This is a genomic window from Azotobacter vinelandii CA (genome assembly GCF_000380335.1).
Lineage (GTDB): Bacteria > Pseudomonadota > Gammaproteobacteria > Pseudomonadales > Pseudomonadaceae > Azotobacter > Azotobacter vinelandii.
Map to the genome: position 1 here is coordinate 2439924 of NC_021149.1, position 17566 is coordinate 2457489.

The 17566-nt window shown below is 66.6% G+C and carries 11 protein-coding genes and 2 pseudogenes; 8 read left to right on the forward strand and 5 right to left on the reverse strand.

Annotated features, from left to right (window positions below):
- Positions 1–6: 6 nt before the first annotated feature.
- Positions 7–1638, reverse strand: coding sequence for an ABC transporter substrate-binding protein (locus AVCA_RS11160; RefSeq protein WP_236616376.1), 1632 nt, complete (start codon positions 1636–1638; stop codon positions 7–9).
- Between the two features lie 517 nt (positions 1639–2155).
- The gene (locus tag AVCA_RS11165) at positions 2156–2572 is read right to left on the reverse strand and encodes a hypothetical protein (protein ID WP_012701028.1); all 417 of its coding nucleotides are present in this window, start codon (positions 2570–2572) and stop codon (positions 2156–2158) included.
- Between the two features lie 94 nt (positions 2573–2666).
- Here AVCA_RS11165 and AVCA_RS11170 point away from each other — a divergent pair, with 94 nt between their 5' ends.
- From AVCA_RS11170 to AVCA_RS26595, 3 genes are read left to right on the forward strand one after another with little or no spacing between them, the layout of a single operon-like run.
- The gene (locus AVCA_RS11170; RefSeq protein ID WP_012701029.1) at positions 2667–4700 is read left to right on the forward strand and encodes a DNA methyltransferase; all 2034 of its coding nucleotides are present in this window, start codon (positions 2667–2669) and stop codon (positions 4698–4700) included.
- On the forward strand, positions 4697–5929 hold the full coding sequence (locus AVCA_RS11175; protein ID WP_050764381.1) for a DEAD/DEAH box helicase family protein: 1233 nt from the start codon (positions 4697–4699) through the stop codon (positions 5927–5929). The genes AVCA_RS11170 and AVCA_RS11175 overlap by 4 nt, the downstream gene beginning before the upstream one ends.
- Positions 5926–6333 (forward strand): hypothetical protein, encoded by a 408-nt coding sequence (locus tag AVCA_RS26595; protein ID WP_050764382.1) that lies wholly within the window; start codon positions 5926–5928, stop codon positions 6331–6333. The genes AVCA_RS11175 and AVCA_RS26595 overlap by 4 nt, the downstream gene beginning before the upstream one ends.
- A gap of 4 nt (positions 6334–6337) precedes the next feature.
- On the opposite strand, the gene AVCA_RS11180 is transcribed toward AVCA_RS26595, so the two are convergent.
- On the reverse strand, positions 6338–7033 hold the full coding sequence (locus tag AVCA_RS11180; protein ID WP_012701030.1) for a P-loop NTPase family protein: 696 nt from the start codon (positions 7031–7033) through the stop codon (positions 6338–6340).
- 373 nt (positions 7034–7406) lie between these two features.
- Between AVCA_RS11180 and AVCA_RS11185 the strand changes: the two genes are divergently transcribed.
- The 4 genes from AVCA_RS11185 to AVCA_RS11200 all read left to right on the forward strand — a co-directional run bounded on the left by AVCA_RS11185 (position 7407) and on the right by AVCA_RS11200 (position 13523).
- On the forward strand, positions 7407–8045 hold the full coding sequence (locus tag AVCA_RS11185) for a cation transporter (RefSeq protein ID WP_012701031.1): 639 nt from the start codon (positions 7407–7409) through the stop codon (positions 8043–8045).
- Positions 8046–8246: 201 nt separating this feature from the next.
- The gene (locus AVCA_RS11190) at positions 8247–10871 is read left to right on the forward strand and encodes an ATP-binding protein (RefSeq protein WP_012701032.1); all 2625 of its coding nucleotides are present in this window, start codon (positions 8247–8249) and stop codon (positions 10869–10871) included.
- Entirely contained in the window at positions 10868–11566 is a 699-nt protein-coding gene (locus tag AVCA_RS11195) for a response regulator (protein ID WP_012701033.1), read from the forward strand. Before AVCA_RS11190 ends, AVCA_RS11195 begins: the two co-directional genes overlap by 4 nt.
- Positions 11567–11624: 58 nt before the next feature.
- On the forward strand, positions 11625–13523 hold the full coding sequence (locus AVCA_RS11200; RefSeq protein ID WP_012701034.1) for a potassium transporter Kup: 1899 nt from the start codon (positions 11625–11627) through the stop codon (positions 13521–13523).
- A gap of 246 nt (positions 13524–13769) precedes the next feature.
- Here the strand turns inward: AVCA_RS11200 and AVCA_RS11205 are convergent, their stop codons facing one another.
- Together AVCA_RS11205 and AVCA_RS26015 are read right to left on the reverse strand one after the other, a co-directional pair.
- Positions 13770–14663 (reverse strand): tetratricopeptide repeat protein, encoded by an 894-nt coding sequence (locus AVCA_RS11205; protein ID WP_012701035.1) that lies wholly within the window; start codon positions 14661–14663, stop codon positions 13770–13772.
- A gap of 385 nt (positions 14664–15048) precedes the next feature.
- Positions 15049–16180 (reverse strand): annotated as a pseudogene (locus AVCA_RS26015) (IS630 family transposase).
- A gap of 436 nt (positions 16181–16616) precedes the next feature.
- Here AVCA_RS26015 and AVCA_RS11220 point away from each other — a divergent pair.
- Positions 16617–17138 (forward strand): annotated as a pseudogene (locus AVCA_RS11220) (IS5 family transposase); the annotation flags it as partial.
- Between the last annotated feature and the right edge of the window lie 428 nt (positions 17139–17566).

Genomic DNA, 17566 nt, shown 5'->3' on the forward strand with positions numbered 1-17566 from the left:
CCACTCCTAGTCTTTCTTCAACGCGTAGAAAATCGGGCCATGGATGTTGTGGATCAGGCCGCTCAGGTATTTCTGGCCCACCAGGTTATAGGTGGAGGTGTAGAAACCCAGCGCCAGCGCCTCGTCGCTGATGTGCTGCTGGATGGCGGCCAGTTTCGCGTGGCGTGCCTGCGGGTCCGGCTCGCGGTGCGCCTCGACGATGGCTTCCTGCAGTTTCCAGTCCTTCGAACGCACGCGGTTGTGCGGGTTGGGCGAGCCCCCCGTGGTCTGGATCTGGTTGAGGTTCTGCCGGCCGAAGATGGTCCCCGAAGCCGAACCGTCATCGGGGCGATAATTGACGGAAAGCACCGTCGGCGCATACATGGTCCAGTAGCCCAGGTAGACGTGGTATTCGTCCGGCTTGGTATAGCGGCCGGCGGCCAGGTCGGTGGGGGTCAGGGCGATCAGGTCGATCTTGAAGCCGACCTTCTTCGCTTCAGCCTGCAACGCCTGCAGCGAGGTATAGCCTTCCGGGCTGACGATGGTCGGGTACACGGGGAACAGGACCTCCAGCACCTTGCCGTCCTTCCCGACGCGGAAGCCGTCGCCGTTGACCCGGGTGTAGCCCGCTTCCTCCAGCAGCCCGACGGCCTTGTCCGGGTCGTAGGGATAAGCATCGTCCAGGTCGACGTAATCGGGCGTGGTTCGCGAATAGGCGCCGTTGCCTTCGTAGAGGGCCGAGCCACGGAACAGGGTCTCGACGATTTTCTTGCGGTTGCTGGCGTAGGCGAAGGCCTGGCGCACGCGCTTGTCCGCGAAGGGGCCGAACTCGGTATTGAGCGAGAGCGTCTGACCCCGGCCCGGCGCGTATCGGGTCGAAGTCGGGTATTTACCGGTCGCTTCCTTCCACTTGACCGAAGGCGGGTCGTAGATCAGGTCGGCCTCGCCCTTTTCCAGCGCCAGCCAGCGCGCATTGGCGTCCGGCACGAACTTCCAGTGGATGGTCTTCAGATGGGCCGGGCCGCCATGCGTCGTTTCCGGGCCCCAGCGGTAGTTTTCGTTGCGAACCAGGACGATCTCTTCGCCGCGCTTCCATTCCTTGAGCACGAAGGGGCCGCTGCCTATCGGGTTTTCGCCGATTTCCTTGAGATCGCGGGCCAGCGAGGGGCTGGAGTTGATGGCGAAGCCGCCGCTCGACAAGAGGTTGGCCAGCCAGGGCTGCGCAATGGTGGTGTGGATTTCCACCTTGTATTCGTCGACGGCTTTGGCTTCCTTGAAGAAGGAGTCCGGCACCGAGGTGGAAACCTTGAGCCAGAACTCGACGTTCTTCACCACGGTCTCGGCGTTGAATTTCGAGCCGTCGGAAAACACCACGTCGTCGCGCAGGTCGAAGGTCCATACCGTGCCGTCCTGTTTCCAGCTCTTGGCCAGCCAGGGGTGCAGCTTGCCTTCCCCGTCGAGGAAAATCAGGCCGTCGAGAAGCTGGCGGCGCGGGTATTCCGCCTGCGTCCACCATTGGTAGAAGGTCTTCGGCTCGATCGAGTGCAGGTAGATCAGGCTGTCTTTCTCGTCCTTGGCCGCACCGGCCTGCACCGCGGCGGTTCCCAGCAAGGCCAGGGTCGCCGCGCCACCGGCGACCAGCTTACGCAAAATGCTCATGTTGCTCCTTAGCGCTCGCCCACCGGGAAATCCAGGCTCCTCGGCCTGCTCCGGGCGGGGATGGCCGCCCGGCGAAGCGGATGGGCGCTTTTCCGGGTCGGGATAATCGGAAAAATGAATAGGGAGATACCCGGCCCGTCGCGTATCGCGCGATGCGTTCGGCCACCCGCGCATGGCTGTCCGCCGTTGCGCAAGCCCGTTCCGGCGTCTTCGCGGTACAGGCGCCGCTAGTTTTAAATGCAGGTTTTTATTCCGTCAAAGCATCTAAAATAATAATTATATGCATTTATTGAATAAACTTGTGGGGCTCCACAGGCTACCGGCAGGCAGAGGTTCGCCCTGTGCGCATTTGCCGGGTTTCAGGTGGCGCGTGCCGGGTGGGCGGTTCCGTTCATGGGCGGTGGATTCGGCCGCTGCAGCGCCGCATGGGCGGGCTGGCGCGGCGGAGGGCTTTCGGCTGTCGGCGGCGGCCGGCCCGCGTTCGCTGGGAGCGGATCGACCCGTGCTCGCCGGCTTTTCAGCCGGGGGTTTCCTCGCCGGGCGGCTTGCTGCAGGCCTTGGCGAAGGTGAGGATGACTTCGCGCACGACCTTGCGCTGTTCGACGGGCAGGCTCAGATAGGCCTGCAGTACCTCGCGTTCCTCGCCCTTGAGGGCGGTTTCCCAGCGGCCGCGATTTTCCTGGATTTTCTGCACCGCCTGCTCGCCGAAACGCAGCACCTGCGGCTCGACGCCCAGCCAGTCGGCCAATACCTGCAACTTGTCCTGTTCCGGCAGCGAGTCGCCGCGCAGCCAGCGGCGCACGGCCTGGAAGGTGAGGGGACGGCCCAGATAGCGCAGGTTGAACTCGCGCTCCAGCACGGAGGGGCGGGGCTCGTAACCCGCGGCGAGCATGGCGGTTTTCAGGCGTTCAGCGAACAGGGCTTTTTCGTTCATACGCCTGAATTTGAAGCTTCAGTTCAATTCTCGGTTGAACAGTGGTTTTCGGTTGTGTTGAATTGTTGGTTCAAACCGATTGAACCGAACTGCCATGTCCAGATCCCTGCTCGAACAGCTCCCCGAAATCGTCGCCCGCGGGCGACAGGTCGCCGAAAGAATCCTGGAAAGCCTCGAAAGCCGCCACCGCGTCGGCCTGCAGAGCCGCGAATGGGTGCTGCCGTCGAAGGATGCCAGGGAGGCCGACTGGATTCGCGCCGATCTGCGCCAGGACGCCCTGGCCTCGGTGCAGGGCGGTCTGTTCGGCGAGGTGCGGCCGTCGTTCGGCGATGCCGCCGCGCCGGATCGGACGCCCTGGCGCAACCGCCTGATCTACGGCGACAACCTGCTGGCCATGGCCGCGCTGCTGGCCGGCGACCCGCCGAGCGGCATGCCCGCTCTGCGCGGCGGGATCGACCTGATCTATATCGACCCGCCGTTCGACTCCAGGGCCGACTACCGCACCAGGGTCAGCTTGCCCGGCGTGGAACTGGAACAGCGGCCGACGGTGCTGGAACAGTTCGCCTACTGCGACACCTGGAGCGACGGCACCGCCTCCTACCTGGAAATGCTCGTCCCCAGGCTGATCCTGATGCGCGAACTGCTGAGCAAGAGCGGCTCGATCTGCATCCACATCGGCATGCAGGTGAGCCACTACGTGAAAGCCGTGGCCGACGAGATTTTCGGCAAAGCCAATTTCAACACCGAAATCGTGTGGTCCTACGGAACCCCGAGCGGCGGCAGGGCCGCCGGGAACAAGATGGTGAAGGCGCACGAATACCTGCTGTGGTACGCGAAAAACTATGGGGAGCATTTCCATCGCAAGGAGTACCTGCCCTATTCGGAAAAATACATCGAAGACCGCTTCACCGAGGTCGATGGGCATGGCAGGAGGTATCGGACCAGGGAGCGGGAGAAAGGTTGCTTCGAACGCCAGTATCTGGACGAGAGCAAGGGCGTTCCGCTTTCCACGGTGTGGACGGACGTCAAGCAGCTTTATGCCCATCACTACATCAAGCGGAAAAACGAGGAGACCGGCTACGACACGCAGAAACCCGAGGCCCTCCTCGAGCGGGTGATCAACTCGGCCTGTCCCGAAAACGGCCTGGTCGCCGATTTCTTCGGCGGTTCGGGCACCACCGCCGCCGTCGCGGAACGGCTCGGCCGCCGCTGGATCACCAGCGACCTGGGCAAGCCGGCCTGCATGATCATGCGCAAGCGGCTGATCGACCGGAACGCCCGGCCGTTCCTCTATCAGGCCATCGGCGACTATCAGCTGGAGTCGGCGAAGAACACCCTGGGGCGCAGTTTCCGCATCGGCGATCTGGCGCAGATCCTGTTGTCGCTGTTCGGCGCACGGCCCTTGCCGGAGGAGGACAATCCGGCGCGCAATCTGGGCAGCGTCGTCGCCGGCGGCGTGCGCACGCTGGTATATGCCGACTCGCCGAACAAGCTGACGGGGGCCGCCACCCTGAAAAAGGCGCTGGCGCAGCGCGACAGCCTCCTGGGCGGCTGGGACCGGGTGGTGGTGCTGGGCTGGAACTTCGAGCCGAATATCGGCGAAAGCATCGACGGGCTGAACGATCCGGCTCTGGAGGTCCTGGTGGTTCCGCCCGATCTGCTCGATCGTCTGAAAAAGAAAGGCAGCCTGGAACGGCTACGCGGCCATGTGCGCTTTTCCAGCCTGCAATATCTGAAGATCGGGCCGGTGCAGCGCCTGCGCGGCGCCGATGCGCAGGCGGAAACCCTGCGCGTCGCGCTGGCCAACTATGTGTTGCTGTCGCCCGAGGCGATCAATCTCGACGATGCCAACCGCGCCAGGCTGCAGGCGGTGATGAACAGGGAACCGCTGGCGCTGATCGAGTACTGGGCGGTGGACCCGGACTACGACGGCGAAGTGTTCCGCTCGGTCTGGCAGGACTATCGCGGCAACCTGGACGGCGACGGCGATCCGCTGCGGGTGACGACCGAGGCGGTGTTCAGCGTACCGGCCAGGCCCGGCCCGCGGCGGGTCTGCGTGCGCGCGGTGGACGTGTTCGGCTTCGAGGCCGAGGTGAGCGTCGAGGTCGGCGTGGAGGGCGGGCGATGAGCGGATTCGACAACGACAGCCGCGAGCGACTGCGACTGGCCGACGCCCTGAGCGCCCGTACCGATGCGCTGTGCATCGGTCTGGAAGAGGGCATGGCGGAGATCTTCGCGCTGGTCACGCCGACCACCGCCGAGCTGCTCGCCTGGTGGTTCGGCGCGGATACGCGCACGGCACGGCACGGCACGGCACGGGGCGGGCCGGATTTCCATGCGGGACAGCGCCAGGCGATCCTCAATGCCATCGTCGCCCACGAAGTGCTGGGCAGCGCCACGCTGCAGGAGCTGTACCAGCGGGTCGCGCCGGATGCGCTGCTGGCCGGCAAGCGTCTGGCCGAGGTCGGCCAGGCCAAGCACACCCATCCCAAGTACTGCCTGAAGATGGCCACCGGTACCGGCAAGACCTGGGTGCTGCAGGCGTTGCTGGTCTGGCAGTTGCTGAACAGGACGGCGGCACTGGAGGCCGGGGTGGACGATCCGCGCTTCACCCGCAACTTCCTGATCGTCGCGCCGGGACTGATTGTCTACGAACGCCTGCTGGACGCCTTCCTCGGCAAGGAGATCGATGGCCGGCGCGATTTCGCCAGCTCCGACGTGGCACGTTATGCCGAACTGTTCATTCCCGAGGCACACCGCGAGCGGGTGTTCGGTTTCGTGCGTGGCAACACCTGCACCCGGGACGAGATCGGCCTGAAGGTCGCCGGCAATGGGCTGATCGCCCTGTGCAACTGGCATCTGCTCGGCGACGCCGCCGGGCGGTCCGGCCGATCCCCGGGAGGTGATCGCCGCCCTGCTGCCGTTGCAACCGGGCAGGGCCGCCGGCAACGGCCTGGACGCGCTCGACCGTCGCCACGCACGCGGCAGCGTGCTGGACTATCTGGCCGGTCTGCCCGATCTGCTGGTGTTCAACGACGAAGCGCATCATATCCATGCGGTCAGGCGCGAGGGCGAAGTCACCGAGGTGGAGTGGCAGAAAAGCCTGATGCTGATCGCCGAGGGCAAGGGGCGGCGCTTCGCGCAGGTGGACTTCTCGGCCACGCCTTACAACGACGTGGGCAACGGCAGGAACAGGAAGAAGCTGTACTTCCCGCACATCATCGCCGACTTCGACCTGAAGACGGCCATGGCTGCGGGACTGGTGAAATCGCTGGTACTCGACCGGCGCAAGGAGATCGGCGCGTTGCCGCTGGAGTTCAAGGCCGAGCGCGACGTCGACGGCAATCCGGTCCTTGAGCGAAGGCCAGCGGGTGATGTTGCGCGCCGGCCTGCAGAAACTGCGCAGGCTGGAAGCCGATTTCGCCGCCATCGATCCGACGCGGTATCCGAAGATGCTGGTGGTCTGCGAGGACACCGGCGTATCGCCGCAGGTGGTGCGGTTTTTGATGGACGAGGGGCTGGCCGGGGACGAGGTGATGAGCATCGACTCGGGCAGCAAGCTGAAGGCCGCGCAGACCTGGTGCGAGCGGATCAATGTCTTGCCGCCCGAACAGCGCCAGGCGCTGTCCTGGCATTACGTGCTGCTGGGCGAAAGCCTGTTCCACGACTGGCGCGGCAAGGGGGCCAGCCTGGCGGAGCTGTTGCGCTTCGGCAGGAGCCGGCCCGTTGCCGCCGTCGAGCGGCAGAGTCGTCTGTTCTGAGGGTTCAGACCTGCGCCGCGTCGATCTCCCGGTAGGCGTGCTCCAGCCAGACCTTCAGCCGCTGCCGTTCCAGCAGGTTCAGGGTATCGGAACCGGCATCGGTGCGGTTCCGCGCCGCCCAGAAGCTGTAGCCGTTGCGGTCGATCTTGTTCATCAGCGGCGGATGCAGGCGCTTCAGGCCGACGACGGTGGCGTTCAGGTCCTGTGCGCGCTGCTGCGCCTCGGAGTTGTCCAGGGCCACGAATTCGCCGTCGCGCACCTGGTTGCGCACCAGCACGTAGTCGAGGCGGGCGCCGAACTGGTCGAGCAGCCGCTCGAGCAGATCCACCGAGTCCTGGCCCGAGTCCATGACGTTCCAGTAGCGGATGGCGATGCCCAACTCGGCGGCCAGTTCCAGCACGCCCGACTCCTCCATCCACTGGCTGAGCGGCTGGTGGGTCTGCGCGGCGAGGTCGACGAGGATGCGCCGTTCCGGCTGCGCGCTGGCGGTTTCGAGAATGGCGTCCAGGCTCTGGTAGCTGTCGATGACGGTGGGGGAGGCGTAGTCGCCGTAGTAGCGCAGCAGGGCGCCGTGGGAACGGTCGGTATCGAAGCCGATGAACGGCAGGTCGCGGTCGATCATGTACTGGGCCAACAATCGGGCCACCACCGATTTGCCCACGCCACCCTTTTCGCCGCCCACCAGATGAATGGTCGCCATGTATTCCTCCTGAATCGGTCGCACCGAGAAAATGTCTGCAGAGTCTGACGCCTTTTCATGACCAATGGATAACGCTCCGGTTCCGGTGTTCGGGCCCGGCCTTTCCAGGGGCTCGGCTGTTCGCCGGAACGGAGCGGATTTAGCCGCGATCGGAGCGGCGCCAGGCAGAAGCATCGCGAACGGGTTCGCTCCCGGCGATCCCGTTTTCCCGGCAAGACCTTGAAAAGGGCGAGGGCTGCTGGCACCTGTCTTCGCGACGGCGGCGTATCGTTCGCGCGGGATGCCGTCGCCGCCGGCCGGGATGGCAGCCCCTTGACCCTGAAGCCGCTACAGGGTGTGCAATCCCGGGAACATTCATTCGGAGAAGAAACCCATGCCCGGTTGCTGCACTTCCTGCTCGTCCACGCCCTCGGCCGACCCGCGTTTTCGCCGGGCCCTGTGGCTGGCCCTGTTCATCAACGTGGCGATGTTCGCCCTGGAGATCGGTGCCGGAATCAAGGCCGGCTCGGTGTCGCTGCTGGCGGATGCCGTGGATTTCGCCGGCGATGCGGCCAACTACGGTATTTCCCTGGCCGTGCTGGCCATGGGCTTGACCTGGCGGGCGCGGGCGGCGCTGGTCAAGGGGCTCAGCATGGCGGCATTCGGTGTCTTCGTGGTGGCCAAGGCCGGCTGGGAGGCCTTCGCCGGCATTCCGCCCGAGCCGCTGACCATGGGCGTGGTCGCCGTCTTGGCGTTGCTCGCCAACGCCGGCGTGGCGCTGATGCTTTACGCCTTTCGCGACGGCGACGCCAACATGCGTTCGGTCTGGCTGTGCAGCCGCAACGACGCCATCGGCAACCTGGCGGTGATGTTCGCCGCCGCTGGCGTGTTCGGCACCGGCTCGGGCTGGCCGGACCTACTGGTGGCATTGCTGATGGGCGCCTTGGCGCTCAGCGCGGGCGTCGCCGTGGTACGCCAGGCGCGCCAGGAACTGACGCCGGCGGTCGTCCAGGTGCCGACGCAGATCCTCTGAAGCGCCCCTGTCGTGCATGAGCATGCCCCAAGCGATCCGGGACGCTGGCGGAAAGCCGGCAACGGGCGCTCCGCCGGCGCGGCTCGGCCAGGCTGACGGGCGCCGGGGAAAACGGTCACGCCGGTTTTTACGGCTTCTTTACGGCAGCGCCCCGGCGGACTGGCAATACTGGCGGCCAATCCGATCTACCCTTGCCTGCATATGACCCATGCCATGAACGAAGCCCGCGATGTTCCCGAGCGGACGGCCGCGCAATCCAGCCACGGCGAAGGGGGCGGCCGGCTCAGGCGCGGCCGGCTGAGGATCTATCTCGGCGCGGCGCCCGGGGTGGGCAAGACCCTGGCCATGCTCCAGGCCGCCACGGAGCTGCTGCGCCAGGGCGTCGATCTGCGGGTCGGCAGCCTCGACTGCGCCGACGATGCCGCCCGCGGCGAGCTGCGGATGCGGCTCGCCGCGCTGCCGGGCGGCCGGGAGGCGGCCGGCGAACTGGACCTCGATGCGCTGCTGGCCCGTCCGCCGGCCCTGCTGCTGGTCGACCGCCTGGCGCGCGCCAATCCGCCCGGCAGCCGCCATGCCCAGCGCTGGCAGGATGTGCAGGAACTGCTGGCCGCCGGTATCGATGTCCACGCCACCCTCGACGTGTCGCACCTGGAAAGCCTGAAGAACCGGGTCGAAGCCCTGACCGGCCAGCCGGTGACGGAAACGTTGCCCGACTGGCTGCTGGAGGAGGCTCACGAGGTGCTGCTGATCGACTGCCTGCCGGGCGAGCTGCGCGACTTCGCGCCGACCACCCTGGCCGCGCTGCGCGCCCTGGCCCTGCAGGTGGTGGCCGGGCGCGCCGACAGCGAGGTGCAGCGCCGCTACCGGCCTTCCGGGCGCGAGGCGCCGGCCGTGCTCGGTCGCCTACTGGTGGCGGTGGACGGCGACGAGCAGTCCGAACAGTTGGTGCGCCATGCCAGCCAGGTGGCGCGCCGACGCCAGTTGCCCTGGACGCTGGTCCACGTGGACGACGGCCGCGCGCGCGGCGAGGAGTCCCGCCGCCTGCTGCAGGCGGCCCAGCGGCTGGCCGAGCGCCTGGGCGGCGAAGTGGTCGGCCTGCTCGGCGATGAGGTCGCCGATACCCTGCTACGCCACGCCCGCGAGCGCCGCGCCAGCGTGTTGCTGGTCGGTGGCCACCGCCGCCGCTGGTTCGGCAGGGGCGTGGTCGAGCGCCTGCTACGCCGGGCGCGTGGCCTGGAGATCGGCGTGCTGGCCGCCGAAGAGGCGGTTTCCGTGCCGTCTTTCGCCGTGCGCGGCTTCGTCGCCGGTCCGCTCGACTATGCTCTGGCGCTGCTCGCCACGCTGCTGGCCAGCGCCGTGGCCTGGGGCTTCTCGCGGATGCTGGCGCTACAGAACATTTCCCTGGTGTTTCTCGCCGCTGTCCTGCTGGTCGCCGTGCGCAGCGGCTTCGGCCCCGCGCTGTGCTGCGCGCTGCTGTCCTTCTTCGCCTACGACCTGCTGTTCATCGCACCGACCTTTTCGCTGATCGTGGCGCATCGGGTGGATGTACTGGGCCTGTTGTTCTTCCTGCTCATGGCCGCGCTGACCGGCAACCTGGCGACCCGCCAGCGCCGGCAGATGCAGGCGCTGCGCGAGACCCAGGCGGAAACCGCGGCATTGCTCGATCTGACCCGCAAGCTGAGCGCCGCCACCGACCGGCGCGCGGTGCTGGCCGCCGCCGTGGAGCAGTTCGCCGCCTGGCGCGATCTCGACGTCCGCCTGCTCGGCCCCGATGGCGCCGGTGCTCTGCGGGTCGAGGCGGGCGTCGCCGGCGATCTCGGCAAAAGCGAGCGGGCCGCCGCCGAATGGGTCTGGCAGCACGAACTGCCGGCCGGCCTCGGTACCGACACCCTGCCCGACGGCCGCTGGTGGTGGTGGCCGCTGTCCGGCGAGCGCGGCCCCCTGGCCCTGCTCGGCATCGCCCCGCGGGACGGCCGGCCGCTGCCGGCGTCCCGCCGCCACCGGCTGGTCGCCCTCTGTCAGCCGCTGGCCCAGGCCCTGGCGCGCGCGCAACTGGCCGAGGAACTGCAGGCCGCCCGGCTGCGCGGGGAGACCGAGCAGTTGCGCAGCGCCCTGCTGGCTTCGGTGTCCCACGACCTGCGCACGCCGCTCACCGTCATGCACGGCGCCATCGACAGCCTGCTGACCCTGGACGGGCAGATCGCCGCCGCCGACCGCCGCGAACTGCTGGAAAGTACCCGCGACGAGGCCGAGCGGCTCGACCGCTACATCCAGAACCTGCTGGACATGACCCGCCTCGGCCACGGCGGTCTCAAGCTGGAGCGCGACTGGGTGGCGCCGGCGGACATCGTCGCCAGCTCCCTGCAGCGCCTGCGCCCGGTGCTGGCGTCCTTCCGTCTGGAGACGCGCATCGCCGGGGAACTGCCGCTGCTGCATGTGCACGCGGCGCTGATCGAACAGGCGCTGGTCAACGTCCTGGAAAACGCCGCGCGCTTCTCGCCGCCCGGTGGCCGGCTGCGGGTGGCGGTCGACAGCGACGGCGGCGAACTGCGCCTGTCGGTGAGCGACCAGGGACCCGGCATCCCGCCGGCGGAACGGGAAAAGATCTTCGACATGTTCTACACCGCGGCCCGTGGCGACCGCGGCGGCCCCGGCACCGGCCTGGGCCTGGCGATCTGCCAGGGCATTCTCGGCGCCCACGGCGGGCGGGTGACGGTGGGCGAGGGGCTGGACGGGCAGGGCGCCACCCTGACCCTGCACCTGCCGTTGCAGCCGCAGCCGCCGGGCGAGAGCGAGCGCGACGACGAGGCGCCGGTCCTGCCATGAGCGGCGTGCAGCAAAGCATCCTGGTGATCGACGACGAGGCGCAGATCCGCAAGTTCCTGCGCATCAGCCTCGTCGCCCACGGTTACCGGGTACTGGAGGCCGGCTGCGGTCGCGAGGGGCTGACGCTGGCGGCCGAGGCGCGGCCCGATCTGCTGGTGCTCGATCTGGGGCTGCCGGACATGGACGGCAAGGAACTGCTCGCCGAACTGCGGCGCGACTCCCAGGTGCCGGTGCTGGTGCTTTCGGTACGTGCCGGCGACGGCGAGAAGGTACTGGCGCTGGACGGCGGCGCCAACGACTACGTGACCAAGCCCTTCAGCATCCGTGAGCTGCTCGCCCGGGTGCGCGTGCTGCTGCGCCGGCCGGCTTCGCCCGGACAGGGGCCGGGCACGCTGAACTGCGGCCCGCTGGCGGTGGATCTGGACAACCGGCGGGTCGACCTCGACGGCCGGGAAATCGCCCTGACGCGCAAGGAGTACGACGTGCTGGCCATGCTCGCCCGCCATCCGGGGCGCATCGTCACCCAGCAGCAGTTGCTCAGGGATATCTGGGGGCCGACCCATGTCGAGGACAGCCATTACCTGCGGGTGGTGGTCGGTCACCTGCGCCAGAAGCTCGGCGACGATCCCGCCGATCCCCGTTTCATCGTCACCGAGGCGGGCATCGGTTACCGCCTGCGCGAGCAGGCCCCGTGAGCCGCCGCCTGTTTTCCTGTCCGGGCCGGGCAGGCAGTCATTGTCCAGGAGTGCATTCATGAGCGAACTCGCGCTGCAGTCGAACCACCGGCCCCAGGCCTCATCCGCGCTGGGCCTGCTGGTCGCCGCCACCGGTGTGGTCTACGGCGATATCGGTACCAGCCCGTTGTATACCCTGAAGGAAGTGTTCGCCGGTCATTACGGGGTGCGGGCCGACCACGACGGGGTGCTCGGCGTTCTGTCGCTGATTTTCTGGTCGCTGATCTGGGTGGTGTCGCTCAAGTACGTGTCGTTCATCCTGCGCGCCGACAACGACGGCGAGGGCGGCGCGATGGCGCTGACCGCCCTGGCCCGCGGCGCCACCGCCGCTCACCCGCGCCTGAGCCGGGCGCTGGTGCTGCTCGGTCTGTTCGGCGTCGCGCTGTTCTATGGCGACAGCGTGATCACGCCGGCGATCTCCGTGCTGTCGGCGGTCGAGGGCCTGGAGCTCGCCTTCGCGGGGCTGGAGCAGTGGGTGATTCCCCTGGCGCTCGCGGTGCTGATCGCCCTGTTCCTGATCCAGCGGCACGGCACGGCGCGCATCGGCACCCTTTTCGGCCCGGTGATGGTCGCCTGGTTCGTCGTGCTCGGCCTGCTCGGCCTGTACGGCATCCTGCAGCGGCCCGAAGTGTTGCTGGCGCTCAATCCCTGGTGGGCGGCGAACTTCTTCATCGTCCATCCGGGGCTCGGCGTGGCCATCCTCGGCGCGGTGGTGCTGGCGCTGACCGGCGCCGAGGCGCTGTATGCCGACATGGGCCACTTCGGCCGCCGGCCCATCGCCCGTGCCTGGTTCCTGCTGGTGCTGCCGGGACTGGTGCTCAACTATTTCGGCCAGGGCGCGCTGCTGCTGGCGGACCCGGAGGCGGCGCGCAACCCCTTCTATCTGCTGGCGCCCGGCTGGGCCCTGCTGCCGATGATCGCGCTCGCCACCTTGGCCACCATCATCGCCTCCCAGGCAGTGATTTCCGGCGCTTTTTCCCTGACCCGCCAGGCGATCCAGCTCGGCTACGTGCCGCGCATGCAGGTCCAGCACACTTCCAGCGCGGAGGAGGGGCAGGTCTACATCGGCGTGGTCAACTGGGCGCTGATGGTCGGCGTGGTGCTGCTGGTGCTCGGCTTCGGCTCGTCCGGGGCGCTGGCCTCGGCCTACGGCGTGGCGGTGACCGGCACCATGCTGATCACCACCCTGCTGGTGGCGGCGGTGATGCTGCTTTTGTGGAAGATGCCGCGCTGGCTGGCGGTCCCGCTGTTGCTGGGCTTCCTGCTGGTCGACAGCCTGTTCTTCGCCGCCAACGTGCCGAAGATCTTCCAGGGCGGGGCCTTCCCGGTGATCGCCGGGATCGGCCTGTTCATCCTGATGACCACCTGGAAACGCGGCAAGGAAACCCTGATCGAACGCCTGGGGGAAAGTGCCTTGCCGTTGCCGGCCTTCATCGACAGCGTGCGCCTGCAGCCGCCCCATCGGGTACAGGGCACCGCGGTGTTCCTCGCCGCCCGAGCCGACGTGGTGCCCCATGCGTTGCTGCACAACCTGCTGCACAACCAGGTGCTGCACGAGCGGGTGGTGCTGCTCACGGTGGTTTCCGAGGACACGCCGCGCGTGCCGGAAGAAAAGCGCTTCCAGGTCTACAGCTACGGTGAGGGCTTCTACCGCGTGGCACTGCACTTCGGCTTCATGGAGGAGCCGGACATTCCCGACGCCCTGCGCCTGAGCCATCTGGAAAACCTCGACTTCAGCCCCATGCGCACCACCTACTTCCTCAGCCGGGAAACCCTCATCCCGACCCGGGGCATCGGCATGGTCTACTGGCGCGAGGCCCTGTTCGTGTTCATGCAGAAGAACGCCAACAGCAGCATGCGCTACTTCCAACTGCCGGCGAACCGGGTGATCGAGCTGGGGACGCAGGTGGAGATTTAGAGCGTTTTCACCCGGCCCTTTCAAGGGCTTGTCCGGAGGAGCGAGGTCGATGGCGATTCGAGGGGGCGCGAATTCATTGGCGATCCCCGGATTTCGCCGAATTCTCGCCCGCCTTTTGGGGCGGACGGTATGCACGGATCGCCCCCTCTCCGCAAAGGGGAAGAGGGAACCGAAAGCCCGCTGATCGGCAAGCTTCAGGCAGGCCGCGTCCGCTCGGGCGGAGCGCCTGGCAGGGAGGGGAACGTCTCAGACGCCCTTGTCGAGCGGAACGAACGGTGGCATGGCCTTCTGCAACTGCTCGGCGGGACGCGGATCGAGGGTGCTGTCGCGGATGCTGTCCAGCACGTTCTTCTGGGATTCGCTGGGGGCCGTTTCCACCGCGGCGTCCATCAGGAGCCGGCCGCGCTCCTTTTCCCCTTTCCGGTAATGAACCTGACCCAGGCTCATGAGGAACTGCGCGTCCATCACCTTGCGCACGCCGGGAGAGGGCCAGCCTTCGTAGGTGGCGTTCTTCTCCAGCGCTTCCTCCAGCAGCTCGATCGCCTCGTCATGCTTCTGCTGGGCGCTCTTCACCAGGGCGAGCTGGCTATAGACCGCGGGCGCCGGCTCCCGGGTGCTGTCCAGGGCCAGCCTGGCGTAGCGCTCGGCCTGGGCCAGGGCCGCCGGATCGGCCGGCTGGCCGTTCGCGGAGGCCTGTTTCAGGTAGGCGGTCGCCAGCTTGCTGTAGACGTTCGGTCTGGTCCGCTCGGGCAGGCCCTTGGCCAGGGCCTCCTCGAAGCTGGCGATGGCTTGTGCGTCCAGGCCGCTGCGGAACTGGCCGGTGCCGAGGATTTCCAGCAACTGGGGCGCGCGCCCGCCTCGCGCCAGCCTGGCTTCGAGAAAGGCGATGGCTTCGGCGTCGCGGCGTGCCTCCAGCAGGCAACCGGCCTTGAGTGTCACATAGGCGCGCCAGTCCTTGCCGGTGGCGTCCCCGGGTTCTTCGAGCGCCTCCAGGCGGGGCCCGATCTGCGGGCAGGCCCTGCCAAAGCCCTGGCGCCGGGCGATATCGGCCAGCGACTCCAGGCTGCCGTCGGCCGCCGGGGAGGGATTGGCGGCCGCCATGCCGGCGAGGAGAAGAATGGTTGGAGAGCGGGCTTTCATGAACAGCTCCTTGTTGCCCCAATTAAGAATGGTTCGCGATTTGAGTCGCTCGGTTTCCCGCCGTCAAGCGCCCCGGATGAGGGGTTGCCCTGACCGCGCGCGGCGTTTCCTTGCTGTCCGGCCCGGGATGTGGCGGCGTGGCGCGCCGGGGGATGGCCATGGCCGGAAGGTTCCATTGGGGAAAGGCATCGGCTTCCTTGCCCGATCTTTCCGCTCCTTCGAGCATAGACGAAACCGGAGCGGCTCTAGGTGTTTAGTCCCGGAATGGGGTGGCGCCAGCCCCGGTTTCCGCTCGGATGCCGGCCGTCGCGCCCGGCGAGTGCGGTCGCGACGGCCAGGGGAGGAGCTTACCGAAATGCGCGGAAAGCCCCGTACTTCTAGTATCTCAACACACTTCAATCTGCGGATATAGGCTGCGTAGCTTGACCCTCGCATCCTGGGTGGTGAACTGCCAGTTGATCTTGGCATCGAGCTGGTTGCGGCATTGCTGCCATGCGGCGACCTCCTTGCGCATCCGCTCGAGGGAGTCGATGCGCCTGTCCAGGCACTGGCCGGCGAGTACGTTGATCTCGATTTCGGCCATGTTCAGCCAACTGCCATGCTTGGGGGTGTAGACGAACTCGAAGCGATCTCTCAGGGCCTTGGCCTGCTCGGGCATAAAGGTCTCGTACAACGAGGCGGCACTGTGGGTGTTGAGGTTGTCCATCACCAGCGTGATGCGCTCGGCCCCGGACCAGGCTTGGGCGATGTCCTGCAGGAACAGCGCCCAGTCCTGCCTTTTCTTGTACTCGGTGACCTTGGCGATGCGCCGCCCGGCCAGCGGCTCACAGGCTACGAAGACGTTGCAGGTGCCAGCGCGCTCGTACTCGTATCGCGCCCGGGATGCCCCGGTACCGCCTCGAGGGGCTCGCGCACCTGGCGGATCAGTTGCCGCGGCGTTTCGTCCATGCAGACCACCGGATGGCCTTCGTCATAGGGTCGACTGTAGACATCCAGCACCTGCTCCATGGCCGCCACGAATTCCCCGCTGGCCTTCGGCGGGATCACCCAGCCAACCTTGCGCCACGGCTTGAGTTCGTTTTTTTTAGGGCACGTCGCACCGTCTCCGACGACAGCGAGTCTACATATTCCAACTCCACCGCACGCTCGGCCAGCAGTTTGAGCGTCCAGCGCGCATGACCTTCGGGAGCAGGTCCGCAGCTCAGGGCGATCAGGCGTGCCTCGAGTTCGCCGTCGATCTTGCGGGCGTATTCGCGCCGGGGTTTCTTTCTCACCAGCACCGACTCCAGACCTTCCTGCACGCAACGCCGCTTGAGGTTGTCGATCTTGCGTTGGCTCACGCCCAGCATCTGGGCGATCTGTGCACTGGTCTTGCGCGGCCCCTGGTCTTGCGAGCGGTCGCAGGCCAGCAGGATCAGGGCGTTGATGACTTGGCTTGCCGCGGTCCTGCCTTTGCTTGTCAGCTCTTGCAACCGCGCTCTTTCTTGAGGACTGAGGATGATTCTGTAATGTTCCATGCCGACATTATGCATGACGCAGATTTAGCTGTGTCATAACACTAGGGCGGGAAGGATGTGTGCGCCCAGCATGGGCGCGATCTTGGAGGTGAAAGTCCTCTCGCGAGCTGACCACAGCGAGCGAAGTGAAGCACAACTGCGTGAGGGTGAGCGAGCGTGGGGAGGAAGTGTGGAGTGAAACAAGCTCGGTATTATACCCCGACTCACATAACCTTAACTTCTCGAATCGCCCGGTGCGGACCCGCATGCCGGGTGGTGTGGCAGGGGCACAGCCTGACGGCTGCCCCCTATGCCGATCAACTTAACAAACAGGCGGTTATCATGGGCTGTGACACCTCGGGCGCAGTCTTTGCCCGGTAGCAGATCCTTGAGGAAATCCTGAAAAAGACTTCCCGATTCTGGTGAAATACACCCGCTCCCTTGTCCGAGTTTCCCGATGAAGCAACTGTCCTTCGCCGATGCCGAGTATGCCGGCAAGCGCAAGCAGACCCGCCGCGAGCGCTTCCTGCTCGAGATGGACCAGGTGGTGCCGTGGCAGGGGCTGATCGCCCTGATCGAGCCCTACTATCCCAAGGGCGAAGGCGGTCGGCCCGCCTACCCGCTGGCAGCCATGCTGCGCGTGCACCTGATGCAGAACTGGTTCGGCTACAGCGATCCGGCGATGGAGGAAGCGCTGTACGAAACCACTCTCCTGCGCCAGTTCGCCGGCCTGAGCCTGGAGCGCATCCCGGACGAAACGACCCTCCTCAACTTCCGTCGCCTACTGGAGAAGCACGAACTGGCCGGGGGAATACTGGAGGTGATCAACGGCTATCTGGGCGAGCGCGGACTGTCGCTGCGCCAGGGCACCATTGTCGACGCCACCCTGATCCATGCGCCGAGCTCGACGAAGAACAAGGACGGCAAGCGCGACCCGCAAATGCACTCGACGAAGAAGGGCAACCAGTACTACTTCGGCGGTGCGACCTGAAAGTCGCATGGGTTTCTGTTTCGCGGCCGCGTCCGACGAAACCGATTGTTCCACCAACCGTTCCCTACCCGGACAGGCGAAGCCGGCAACAGCTTGGTCTGAAGCTCTAGGGACAATGTAGCCACCGACGTCGTCGGTAGGTCGAGCCGTGAGGCAAGGCCGAATCTGCCAGCATCAAGGCGGAGAGGCGCTAGGGATGAATGGGTACGACCAACACACGTGAACCTCCTATAAACGTCGTCATGACAGCCAAGCCAAAGATGCTGACAGGCTTGAACCAAAAGGTATGCGGTCAGGCAGGGGCTCTTACCGATAGCCCCTCGTGGACGAAGTGCCGCCGGCGAAATCGAGGGGTCCGACCCATTCGGAAATCCATGCGGAACAGGGTAAGCCCGTAGCATCGCCGGACACGGCAG